General features: G+C 62.2%; 7 protein-coding genes. All 7 read left to right on the forward strand.

Annotated elements, in window-relative coordinates:
- Nucleotides 1–195 precede the first annotated feature (195 nt).
- Nucleotides 196–4341 (forward strand): DNA-directed RNA polymerase subunit beta, encoded by a 4146-nt coding sequence (gene rpoB, locus MU516_RS03075; protein WP_260275707.1) that lies wholly within the window; start codon nt 196–198, stop codon nt 4339–4341.
- Between the two features lie 53 nt (nt 4342–4394).
- Nucleotides 4395–8636 (forward strand): DNA-directed RNA polymerase subunit beta', encoded by a 4242-nt coding sequence (gene rpoC, locus MU516_RS03080; RefSeq protein WP_260275708.1) that lies wholly within the window; start codon nt 4395–4397, stop codon nt 8634–8636.
- Nucleotides 8637–8815: 179 nt separating this feature from the next.
- Entirely contained in the window at nt 8816–9751 is a 936-nt protein-coding gene (locus MU516_RS03085; protein WP_260275709.1) for a DMT family transporter, read from the forward strand.
- A gap of 296 nt (nt 9752–10047) precedes the next feature.
- On the forward strand, nt 10048–10419 hold the full coding sequence (gene rpsL, locus MU516_RS03090) for a 30S ribosomal protein S12 (RefSeq protein WP_042252808.1): 372 nt from the start codon (nt 10048–10050) through the stop codon (nt 10417–10419).
- A 12-nt stretch (nt 10420–10431) separates the two neighbouring features.
- Nucleotides 10432–10902, forward strand: coding sequence for a 30S ribosomal protein S7 (gene rpsG / locus MU516_RS03095; RefSeq protein ID WP_209059673.1), 471 nt, complete (start codon nt 10432–10434; stop codon nt 10900–10902).
- Between the two features lie 18 nt (nt 10903–10920).
- Entirely contained in the window at nt 10921–13044 is a 2124-nt protein-coding gene (gene fusA / locus MU516_RS03100; RefSeq protein WP_260275710.1) for an elongation factor G, read from the forward strand.
- An 81-nt stretch (nt 13045–13125) separates the two neighbouring features.
- Nucleotides 13126–13246: GTP-binding protein (locus MU516_RS03105; protein ID WP_246954716.1), on the forward strand; the 121-nt coding region annotated here is incomplete at its 3' end.

Consider the following 13246-nt stretch of genomic DNA (forward strand, 5'->3'; position numbering starts at 1 on the left):
TCCCGGTCCCTGCCGAATCTGTCTTGAAGGGCGATTTGGACGATCCGTCGCAGACCTTCCTTCAGGGCATGTTCGAGGTTCGGGAGCCACGCGGTGGGACGCGCGGCACGAATGGAACCTCACCCCTGCATTCGTAGGCCGCATCCGGGGGCCCCGACCCGGATCGCGCGCGAAGACGAAAGGTGACAAGACCCCATGGCGCAATCCTATGTCGGCCAGAAGCGCATCCGGCGCTATTACGGCAATATTCGCGAAGTGCTGGAGATGCCGAACCTCATCGAGGTTCAGAAATCCTCTTACGATCTGTTCCTGAACTCGGGCGAAGGCACCGGCCACAACGATGGCGACGGCATTCAGGGCGTGTTCCAGTCGGTCTTTCCGATCAAGGATTTCAACGAGACCGCGACGCTGGAATTCGTCAAGTACGACCTGGAACGCCCGAAATACGATGTCGAGGAATGTCAGCAGCGTGACATGACCTATGCGGCACCGTTGAAGGTGACGCTGCGTCTGATCGTGTTCGATGTCGATGAAAACACCGGCGCGAAATCGGTCAAGGACATCAAGGAACAGGATGTCTTCATGGGCGACATGCCCCTGATGACCACCAACGGCACGTTCATCGTGAACGGGACCGAGCGCGTCGTCGTTTCCCAAATGCACCGTTCGCCCGGCGTGTTCTTCGACCATGACCGGGGCAAGACCCATTCCTCGGGGAAGCTGCTGTTCGCCTGCCGGATCATCCCCTATCGCGGCAGCTGGCTGGACTTCGAATTCGACGCCAAGGATCTGGTCTTCGCGCGCATCGACCGCCGCCGGAAACTGCCGGTGACGACCCTGCTTTATGCGCTTGGCATGGATCAGGAAGGTATCATGGATGCCTTCTACGAGACCGTCGATTACACGCTGCGCAAGGACGGCCGCAGTCAGGGCTGGGTGACGCGCTTCTTCCCCGAGCGCGTTCGGGGCACGCGCCCGGCCTACGATCTTGTGAATGCCGATACCGGCGAGGTGATCACCAAAGCGGGCGACAAGGTAACGCCGCGCCTAGTCAAGCAGTTGCTGGATTCGGGCGAGCAGGTCAGCCTGCTGGTTCCGTTCGAGCGTATCATCGGTCGCTTTGTCTCCAAGGATATCATCAACGAGGAAACCGGCTTGATCTACGCCGAGGCCGGCGATGAGATCACTGCGGAATATGACAAGCAGGGCGATCTGTCGGGCGGCCTTTTGAAGGTGCTGCTGGACAACGATGTCACCGATATTCCGGTTCTGGACATCGATCACGTCAATGTCGGTCCGTATATCCGCAACACGATGGCGGCGGACAAGAACATGAACCGCGATCAGGCGCTGATGGACATCTATCGCGTCATGCGCCCCGGCGAGCCGCCCACCGTCGAGGCTGCCAGCACGCTGTTCAACAGCCTGTTCTTCGACAGCGAGCGGTATGACCTGTCCGCGGTCGGTCGGGTGAAGATGAACATGCGTCTGAACCTTGACGCACCGGACACCCAGCGCACCCTTCGCCACGAAGATATCGTGGCCTGCGTGCGCGGACTGGTGGAGCTGCGCGACGGCAAGGGCGAGATCGACGATATCGACCACTTGGGCAACCGTCGTGTGCGTTCGGTCGGCGAACTGATGGAAAATCAGTACCGCATCGGTCTGCTGCGCATGGAGCGCGCGATCCGCGAGCGCATGTCCGGTGTCGAGATCGACACGGTGATGCCGCAGGACCTGATCAACGCGAAACCCGCAGCGGCAGCCGTCCGTGAATTCTTCGGCAGCAGTCAGCTGTCGCAGTTCATGGACCAGACCAACCCGCTGTCCGAAGTGACGCATAAGCGGCGCCTTTCGGCCCTTGGGCCGGGCGGTCTGACGCGCGAACGCGCAGGCTTCGAGGTTCGCGACGTTCACCCGACCCACTATGGCCGGATGTGCCCGATCGAGACGCCGGAAGGTCAGAACATCGGTCTGATCAACAGCCTCGCGACCTTCGCGCGGGTGAACAAGTACGGCTTCATCGAGACTCCGTATCGCAAGGTCGAAAGCGGCCGTGTCACCGACGACGTGGTCTACATGTCCGCGACCGAGGAAATGCGTCACACCGTGGCGCAGGCGAACGCGACGCTGGATGCGGACGGCAACTTCGTGGACGAACTGATTTCGACCCGCCAGTCGGGCGACTTCATGCTGAACCCGGTCGATGCCGTCGATCTGATCGACGTTTCGCCGAAGCAGCTGGTTTCGGTCGCCGCGGCACTGATCCCGTTCCTTGAAAACGACGACGCCAACCGCGCGCTGATGGGCTCGAACATGCAGCGTCAGGCCGTGCCGCTGCTGCGCGCCGAGGCGCCCTTCGTCGGCACCGGCATGGAGGCCGTCGTGGCACGCGATTCCGGCGCCGCGATCACCGCGCGTCGGGGCGGCGTCATCGACCAGGTCGATGCGCAGCGTATCGTCGTGCGCGCCACTGAGAACCTCGAGGCCGGCGATGCGGGCGTGGATATCTATCGTCTGCGCAAGTTCAAGCGCTCGAACCAGTCCTCGACCATCAACCAGCGTCCGCTGGTCAAGGTGGGCGAGAAAGTCGAAGGCGGTCAGGTCATCGCGGACGGTCCGTCGACCGATCAGGGCGAGCTGGCCATCGGCCGGAACGTGGTCGTCGCGTTCATGCCGTGGAACGGCTACAACTACGAAGACTCGATCCTGATCTCCGAACGGATCCACCGCGACGACGTGTTCACCTCGATCCATATCGACGAATACGAAGTGGCGGCCCGCGACACCAAGCTGGGGCCCGAGGAAATCACCCGCGACATCCCGAACGTCGGTGAAGAAGCGCTTCGCAACCTCGACGAGGCAGGCATCGTCTATATCGGCGCCGAGGTCGGACCGGGCGATATCCTGGTCGGCAAGATCACCCCGAAGGGCGAAAGCCCGATGACGCCGGAAGAAAAGCTTCTGCGCGCCATCTTCGGTGAAAAGGCCAGCGACGTCCGCGACACGTCCTTGCGTCTGCCGCCGGGGGCCTATGGCACGATCGTCGAAGTCCGCGTGTTCAACCGCCACGGTGTGGACAAGGACGAACGCGCCCTGCAGATCGAGCGCGAGGAAGTCGAGCGTCTGGCGCGCGACCGCGACGACGAGCAGGCGATTCTGGACCGTAACATCTATGCGCGTCTGAAATCGCTGATCATGGGCAAGACCGCCGTCAAGGGACCGAAAGGTGTCAAGGCGAACTCCGAGATCACCGAGGATCTGCTGGGAACCCTCAGCCGCGGCCAGTGGTGGCAGCTTGCTGTCAGCGAAGAAGACATCGCCAAGGAAGTCGAGGCGCTGAACCATCAGTATGACGCCCAGAAGAAGGCTCTTGAGGCCCGCTTCGAGGACAAGGTCGAGAAGGTCCGTCAGGGCGACGATCTGCCGCCGGGCGTGATGAAGATGGTCAAGGTCTTCGTCGCCGTGAAGCGCAAGCTGCAGGCGGGCGACAAGATGGCCGGTCGTCACGGCAACAAGGGCGTCGTGTCCAAGGTCGTGCCGATGGAGGATATGCCGTTCCTGGCGGACGGTACGCCGGTCGATCTGGTGCTGAACCCGCTTGGCGTGCCATCGCGGATGAACGTCGGCCAGATCCTTGAAACCCATATGGGCTGGGCATCGCGCGGTCTGGGCATCAAGATCGACGAAGCGCTGGAAGAATATCGCCGCAACGGCGACATGACCCCGGTGCGCGAGGCGATGAAGATCGGTTACGGCGATCAGCTGTATTCCGAGACCTTCGAAGGCATGGAGGACGACACTCTGGTCGAGCACGCGAACACCGTGCGCACCGGGGTTCCGATCGCCACGCCGGTCTTCGACGGCGCGAAAGAGGCCGATGTCAACGACGCGCTGGCGCGCGCTGGCTTCGATACGTCGGGCCAGTCGGTGGTGTTCGATGGCCGCACGGGCGAACAATTCGCCCGCAAGGTCACCGTCGGGATGAAATACATCCTGAAGCTGCACCACCTTGTCGATGACAAGATGCATGCCCGTTCGACCGGTCCGTACAGCCTTGTGACCCAGCAGCCGTTGGGTGGTAAGGCGCAGTTCGGTGGTCAGCGTCTGGGTGAGATGGAGGTCTGGGCGCTGGAAGCCTATGGCGCCGCCTATACCCTGCAGGAAATGCTGACCGTCAAATCGGACGACGTCGCCGGCCGCACCAAGGTCTACGAGTCCATCGTCAAGGGCGAGGACAATTTCGAGGCCGGCGTGCCGGAATCGTTCAACGTGCTGGTCAAGGAGGTCCGGGGTCTGGGCCTCAACATGGAACTCCTGGATGCGGAGGAAGAGGAGTGAGGGCTGCGGCCCTCACCCGTCCCCACCCCCGTGCCCTTCATTAGGATTTGAAAATGAACCAGGAACTTGCCACCAACCCCCTGAACCCGCTGGCCCCGCCGCGGCAGTTCGACGAAATCAAGATCTCGCTGGCCTCGCCGGAAGAAATTCTGGCCTGGTCCTTCGGCGAGGTGAAGAAGCCCGAAACCATCAACTACCGCACGTTCAAGCCGGAACGTGACGGCCTGTTCTGCGCGCGCATCTTCGGTCCGATCAAGGACTACGAATGCCTGTGCGGCAAGTACAAGCGCATGAAGTATCGCGGCCTGGTCTGCGAGAAATGCGGCGTCGAAGTCACCTTGCAGAAAGTCCGCCGCGAGCGGATGGGCCATATCGAACTGGCCGCGCCGGTCGCGCATATCTGGTTCCTGAAATCGCTGCCGTCCCGCATCGGCCTGATGCTGGACATGACGCTGCGCGATCTGGAACGCATCCTCTACTTCGAGAACTATGTCGTCATCGAGCCGGGCCTGACCGACCTGACCTATGGCCAGTTGCTGAGCGAAGAGGAATATCTGGACGCGCAGGACAGCTATGGCGCCGATGCCTTCACCGCCGATATCGGCGCCGAGGCGATCCGCGCGATGCTCGCCAATATCGATCTGGCGGCGACCGCTGAACAGCTGCGCGAGGATCTGAAAGAGGCGACGGGCGAACTGAAGCCGAAGAAGATCATCAAGCGGCTGAAGATCGTCGAGTCGTTTCTGGAATCCGGCAACCGTCCGGAATGGATGGTCCTGACCGTAATTCCGGTCATTCCGCCGGAACTGCGTCCGCTGGTGCCGCTGGACGGCGGCCGGTTCGCCACGTCGGACCTGAACGACCTGTACCGCCGCGTGATCAACAGGAACAACCGTCTGAAGCGGCTGATCGAGCTGCGCGCGCCCGACATCATCGTGCGCAACGAAAAGCGCATGCTGCAGGAATCGGTCGATGCGCTGTTCGACAACGGCCGTCGAGGCCGCGTCATCACCGGGAACAACCGCCGCCCTCTCAAGTCGCTGTCGGACATGCTTAAGGGCAAGCAGGGTCGCTTCCGCCAGAACCTTCTGGGCAAGCGGGTCGACTTTTCGGGCCGTTCGGTCATCGTGACCGGCCCGGAACTGAAGCTGCACCAGTGCGGCCTGCCAAAGAAGATGGCTTTGGAGCTGTTCAAGCCGTTCATCTATTCGCGGCTTGAGGCGAAGGGCCTGTCCAGCACGGTCAAGCAGGCCAAGAAGCTGGTCGAGAAGGAACGCCCCGAGGTCTGGGACATCCTGGACGAAGTCATCCGCGAGCATCCGGTTCTGCTGAACCGCGCGCCCACGCTGCACCGTCTGGGCATCCAGGCATTCGAGCCGATCCTGATCGAGGGCAAGGCGATCCAGCTGCACCCGCTGGTCTGTTCGGCCTTCAACGCCGATTTCGACGGCGACCAGATGGCCGTGCACGTCCCGCTGTCGCTGGAAGCGCAGCTGGAAGCGCGCGTCCTGATGATGTCGACGAACAACGTTCTGTCGCCCGCCAACGGCGCGCCGATCATCGTCCCGTCGCAGGACATGGTTCTGGGCCTGTATTATGTCTCGATGATGCGCGAGGGCATGAAGGGCGAGGGCATGGCCTTCTCGAATATCGAAGAGGTCGAACATGCCCTGGCCGCGGGCGAGGTGCATCTGCACGCCAAGATCATGGCGCGCATTCGCCAGATCGACGAGAACGGAAACGAGGTCATCCGCCGGTTTGAAACGACGCCGGGCCGTGTGCGCCTGGGCGCGCTGCTGCCGATGAATGCCAAGGCCCCGTTCGAACTGGTCAACCGCCTTCTGCGCAAGAAGGACATCCAGAACGTCATCGACACCGTCTATCGCTATTGCGGTCAGAAAGAGTCGGTCATCTTCTGCGACCAGATCATGTCGCTTGGCTTCCGCGAGGCATTCCGCGCGGGCATCAGCTTCGGCAAGAACGACATGGTCGTTCCCGACAACAAGTGGGACATCGTCGGCGAAGTCCAGGAACAGGTGAAAGAGTTCGAACAGCAATATCTGGACGGCCTCATCACCCAGGGCGAAAAGTACAACAAGGTCGTGGACGCGTGGTCGAAATGCAACGACCGCGTGACCGAGGCCATGATGTCGACGATCTCGGCCACCAAGAAGGACGAGAGCGGCGCCGAGATGGAGCCGAACAGCGTCTATATGATGGCGCATTCGGGTGCTCGGGGTTCGGTCAACCAGATGAAGCAGCTGGGTGGCATGCGCGGCCTGATGGCCAAGCCGTCGGGCGAGATCATCGAGACGCCGATCATCTCGAACTTCAAGGAAGGTCTGACCGTTCTTGAATACTTCAACTCGACCCACGGTGCCCGGAAGGGTCTGTCGGATACCGCGTTGAAGACCGCGAACTCGGGCTATCTGACCCGTCGTCTGGTGGACGTGGCACAGGACTGCATCATCCGCGAACATGATTGCGGAACCGAGCAGGCCATCACCGCCTCGGCCGCCGTCAACGATGGTGAGGTCATCGCCCCGCTGTCCGAGCGTATTCTGGGACGCACCGCGGCCGAGGATGTGCTGGTCCCCGGCGAGGACGAGATCATCATTCGCGGTGGCGAGCTGATCGACGAACGCAAGGCCGATGCGATCGAACAGGCGGGCGTGCAAAGCGTCCGCATCCGTTCGGCGCTGACCTGCGAATCCGAGGATGGCGTCTGCGCGCTATGCTATGGTCGCGATTTGGCACGCGGCACGCTGGTCAATATCGGCGAGGCGGTGGGCATTATCGCCGCCCAGTCGATCGGCGAGCCGGGCACCCAGCTGACGATGCGGACCTTCCACATCGGCGGCATCGCACAGGGTGGTCAGCAGTCCTTCCAGGCCGCCTCGCACGAGGGCACGGTCCAGTTCCGCAACGAAAGCGTGCTGGAAAATGCCAACGGCGAGATGGTGGTCATGTCGCGCAACATGCAGCTGATGATCATGGATGATCAGGGGCAGGAACGCGCCAGTCACAAGTTGTTCTACGGCAGCAAGCTGTTCGTGAAGGACGGTGACCGCGTCATCCGCGGCGCCAAGCTGTACGAATGGGATCCCTATACCCTGCCGATCATCGCCGAAAAGGGCGGCGTGGCGAAGTTCGTCGATCTTGCCACGGGCCTGTCGGTCCGCGACGAGACCGACGAGGCAACCGGCATGACCCAGAAGATCGTGACGGACTGGCGGTCGGCGCCCAAGGGCAACGACCTCAAGCCCGAGATCATCATCATGGATGCCAACGGCGAACCGGTGCGCAACGATCAGGGCAACCCGGTCAGCTATCCGATGTCGGTCGATGCCATTCTGTCGGTCGAGGACGGTCAGGACATCCGCCCGGGCGACGTCGTCGCGCGTATTCCGCGCGAGGGTGCCAAGACCAAGGACATCACCGGGGGTCTGCCCCGCGTGGCGGAACTGTTTGAGGCACGTCGTCCGAAGGATCACGCCATCATCGCCGAAATCGACGGCTATGTGCGCTTTGGAAAGGACTACAAGAACAAGCGCCGCATCGCCATCGAGCCGTCAGCGGAAGGTCAGGAGCCCGTCGAATACATGGTGCCGAAAGGCAAGCACATCCCGGTGCAGGAAGGCGACTTCGTGCAGAAGGGTGACTACATTATGGACGGCAACCCGGCACCGCACGACATTCTGCGGATCATGGGGATCGAGGCGTTGGCCGACTACCTCATCGACGAGGTGCAGGATGTCTATCGACTGCAGGGTGTGAAGATCAACGACAAGCACATCGAGGTGATCGTTCGCCAGATGCTGCAGAAGATCGAGATCATCGACAGCGGCGATACAACGCTGTTGAAGGGCGAGCATGTCGAACGCGACGAGTTCGAGGAGGAGAACGCCAAGATCGAAGCCAAGGGGGGCCGCCCGGCCTCGGGCGAGCCGGTGCTTCTGGGCATCACCAAGGCGTCGCTGCAGACCCGCAGCTTCATCTCGGCCGCCTCGTTCCAGGAAACGACGCGCGTGCTGACCGAGGCTGCCGTTCAAGGCAAGCGCGACAAGCTGGTTGGTCTGAAGGAAAACGTCATCGTCGGCCGGCTGATCCCGGCAGGCACCGGCGGGGCCACCGCGCGTGTTCGCCGCATCGCCAGCGAACGCGATGCCGAGGTGATCGAGGCGCGCCGCGCCGAGGCCGAGGCTGCCGCCGCGCTGGCGGCGCCGGAACCCGCGATGGATCAACCGGCATCCGAAAGCAGTGTCGCGGATGTGCACGAGCACAGCGAAGACTGAGATCGCTGACATGAACTGAGAAAGGCCCGGCCATATCGGCCGGGCCTTTCTTGTCTGAAATCCCCGGGCCAGCATGTCATGGTCGTGGCGGGACGCGTTGCCCATCGGACGGGCAAGGGGCTTTCAAGTCACCGCGTCTGGCCCTATCGCAGGAATGTCCGGTAATCTCACGGTGTTTCATGCGCGCGCCCCTGATATCGCCCTTTCGCCGGGTCAGCCCGGCCTCGATCACCACCCAGCCGCTTCAGCCTGGCGACAACCTGCGCGGTGCGGTGCTGATGTGCCTGTCCATGCTGGGATATGGCTGCAACGACGCGGTGATGAAATACGTGACACAGACGATGCCTCTGTATCAGGCCATCGCGCTGCGAGGCGTCGCGATGGTGGTGGTGCTGTGGTTTCTGGCACGGCGCGAGGGCGGGTTGCAGTTGCGACTGGCGCGCGGCGATCGCTGGCCGATGTTCTGGCGTGTGTTGGGCGAGGTCGGCTCGACGGTCCTGTTCCTGAATGCCCTGCGTGCCATGGCAATCGGCGACCTTGCGGCGGTGATGCAGTCGCTGCCCCTGGCGATCATGCTGGCCGCGGCCGTGTTCTTTGGCGAACCGTTGGGCTGGCGCCGCACCTCGGCGGTGGTGGTCGGCATGATCGGGGTAATGCTGATCCTTCGCCCGGGCAGCGGGACGTTCGGCATCTGGGCCCTTGTCGCGCTGGCGGCGATGCTGCTGATGGTCCTGCGCGACATGGTGACACGACTGTTCGGTCGGCATGTCGGATCGGCCTCGATCGCGTTCTATGCGGCGCTTAGTGTCGCGGTCACCGGCTTCGTCGGGGTGATCTGGGATGGCTGGGTTGCGCCGGATGTGCGGCAGCTTGCGCTGCTGGTTCTCAGCGGTGCGTTCCTGACGCTGGGATATCTGACGGCGGTCGCGGCCATGCGCGTGGGCGAGATTTCCTATGTCGCGCCGTTCCGCTATACCTCGTTGCTGGTTGCGATCGTTGCCGGGTTGCTGATCTTCGGGGAATGGCCGGATTCCTGGACATGGATCGGCGCGATCCTGATCGTCGGGGCAGGGGGATACACCATCTGGCGCGAAGCGCAGTTGCAGCGGTCTTGACCCCGGGGCCATGTGGTGTCTCGATGAACCGGCCAGGGCGGCATCGGCATTCGCGGGTTGTGTTGACACCCTATCCGATTCCCCCTATACGCCCGACACCCGGCGGGAAACCGCATCGGGGACCAGAACCTGTGTGGTCACGATCCGGGCCAAAAATGCCCCGATCCTCTGGAATTTGACCATCCACCCCTTTCGGGGCCGGATGGGTTTGGCGTTTTGCGATTCGCGCAGAATGCCGTCGAGAAGTGGCGCAGCCGGTCGGCTGCGAGTATTGACAGAGCAAGACGGGGAACCGAATGCCGACGATTCAACAGCTGATCCGCAAACCGCGGCAGCCCAGGGTGCAGCGCAGCAAGTCGATGCATCTTCAGGGATGTCCGCAGAAGCGCGGCGTCTGCACGCGCGTCTATACCACGACGCCGAAGAAACCGAACTCCGCTATGCGTAAGGTGGCCAAGGTCCGCCTGACGAATGGCTTCGAGGTCATCTCCTACATTCCGGGCGAAAAGCACAACCTGCAGGAACACAGCGTCGTGCTGATCCGCGGCGGCCGTGTGAAAGACCTTCCGGGTGTCCGTTACCACATCCTGCGCGGTGTGCTGGATACCCAGGGCGTCAAGGATCGTCGTCAGCGTCGTTCGAAATACGGCGCCAAGCGTCCGAAATAAGGAGAGGCATCAATGTCCCGTCGTCACGCCGCTGAAAAGCGCGAAATCCTGCCCGACGCCAAATATGGCGATCGCGTGCTGACCAAATTCATGAACAACCTGATGGTTGACGGCAAGAAATCGACCGCAGAGCGAATCGTCTACAACGCGCTGGAGCGCGTCGAAGGCCGCCTCAAGCGCGAACCGATCGAAGTCTTCCACGAAGCCCTGGACAACGTGAAGCCTTCCGTCGAAGTGCGTTCGCGCCGCGTCGGTGGTGCCACCTACCAGGTTCCCGTCGAGGTCCGCCCCGTCCGCCGCGAGGCGCTGGCGATCCGCTGGCTGATCACGGCCGCGAAGAACCGTAACGAGAATACGATGGAAGAGCGCCTTGCAGGCGAGCTGGCCGACGCCGTCAACGGCCGCGGCACCGCCGTGAAGAAGCGCGAAGACACCCACAAGATGGCCGACGCCAACAAGGCGTTCAGCCACTACCGCTGGTAAAGCGAAAGGATCCCGACCATGGCACGCGATTATCCGCTGCAGCGTTATCGCAACTTCGGCATCATGGCCCACATCGATGCCGGCAAGACGACGACGACCGAGCGCATCCTTTTCTACACGGGCAAGTCGCACAAGATCGGCGAAGTGCATGACGGCGCCGCGACCATGGACTGGATGGAACAGGAACAGGAACGCGGCATCACGATCACGTCTGCCGCGACCACCACGTTCTGGCAGCGCCAGGAAGACCCGACTGCCGACGGCACGTCGGACACCAAGTACCGCTTCAACATCATCGACACGCCGGGTCACGTCGACTTCACCATCGAGGTGGAGCGTTCGCTGGCCGTTCTGGATGGCGCGATCTGCCTTCTGGACGCCAATGCCGGCGTGGAGCCGCAGACCGAAACGGTCTGGCGTCAGGCCGACCGTTACAAGGTTCCGCGGATCGTGTTCGTCAACAAGATGGACAAGATCGGCGCGGACTTTTTCAACTGCGTCAAGATGATCAAGGACCGCACCGGCGGCACCCCGTGCCCGATCGCCCTGCCGATCGGCGCCGAGGACAAGCTGGAAGGCATCATCGACCTGATCAAGATGGAAGAGTGGACTTGGCGCGGCGAGGATCTGGGTGCGTCCTGGACCCGCCAGCCGATCCGCGACGAACTGAAGGATCAGGCCGAGGAATGGCGCAACAACATGATCGAGCTTGCCGTCGAGCAGGACGATGATGCGATGGAAGCCTATCTGGAAGGCAACGAGCCTGACGAAGATACGCTGCGCCAGCTGATCCGCAAGGGCACGCTGTCGCTGTCGTTCTTCCCGGTCGCTGCCGGTTCGGCGTTCAAGAACAAGGGCGTCCAGCCGCTGCTGAACGCGGTCATCGACTTCCTGCCCGCGCCAATCGACGTGCCGGTGCTGAAGGGCTTCAGCCCCGATGACGAGACCGAAGAGCGCAACATCGAGCGTCCTGCCGACGATTCCGCGCCGTTCTCTGCGCTGGCGTTCAAGATCATGAACGACCCGTTCGTCGGTTCGCTGACCTTCACCCGGATCTATTCGGGCGTGCTGAAGAAGGGCGACTCGATCATCAACTCGACCAAGGGCAAACGCGAGCGTATTGGCCGGATGATGATGATGCACTCGATCAGCCGCGAAGAGATCGACGAGGCATTCGCGGGCGACATCATCGCGCTGGCCGGTCTGAAAGAGACCACCACCGGTGATACGCTGTGCGATGCCAGCAAGCAGGTCGTCCTGGAGACCATGACCTTCCCCGATCCGGTTATCGAGATCGCGGTCGAGCCGAAGTCGAAGGCCGACCAGGAAAAGATGGGTCTGGCCCTGCAGCGTCTGGCGGCAGAGGATCCGTCCTTCCGCGTCGAGACCGATCTGGAATCGGGCCAGACGATCATGAAGGGCATGGGCGAACTTCACCTCGACATCCTGGTCGACCGCATGAAGCGCGAGTTCAAGGTCGAGGCGAATATCGGCGCCCCTCAGGTGGCCTATCGCGAGACCATCTCGTCGCAAGCCGAGATCGACTACACGCACAAGAAACAGACCGGCGGTACCGGTCAGTTCGCGCGCGTCAAGCTGGTCATCACCCCGACCGAGCCGGGCGAAGGTTACTCGTTCGAAAGCAAGATCGTGGGCGGTGCGGTGCCGAAGGAATATATTCCTGGCGTCGAGAAGGGCATCAAGTCGGTGATGGATTCCGGCCCGCTGGCGGGCTTCCCCGTGATCGACTTCAAGGTCGCCCTGATCGACGGTGCCTTCCACGATGTCGACTCGTCGGTTCTGGCCTTCGAGATCGCCTCGCGCGCGGCAATGCGTGAAGGGCTGCGCAAGGCCGGCGCCAAGCTGCTGGAGCCGATCATGAAGGTCGAGGTGGTCACGCCCGAGGAATACACGGGGTCGATCATCGGCGATCTGACCAGCCGTCGCGGGATGGTTCGCGGGCAGGACAGCCGCGGCAACGCGAATGTCATCGACTCGTTCGTTCCGCTGGCCAACATGTTCGGCTACATCAACAACCTGCGTTCCATGTCGTCGGGCCGCGCGGTGTTCACGATGCAGTTCTCGCATTACGAGGCTGTACCGCAGAACATCTCGGACGAGATCCAGAAGAAATACGCATAAGGGCGGTGCGCGGTCCGCGCACCCTACCAACCCCCGTAGGGTGCGTGCCTGCACGCACCGTCAGAAGAAGAGGAGCCAGTTATGGCAAAGGCAAAGTTTGAACGGACGAAACCGCACGTCAATATCGGGACGATCGGTCACGTTGACCACGGCAAGACGACGCTGACGGCGGCGATCACGAAGTATTTTGGTGATTTCCGTG

The sequence above is a fragment of the Paracoccus maritimus genome (genome assembly GCF_025195095.1).
Lineage (GTDB): Bacteria > Pseudomonadota > Alphaproteobacteria > Rhodobacterales > Rhodobacteraceae > Paracoccus > Paracoccus maritimus.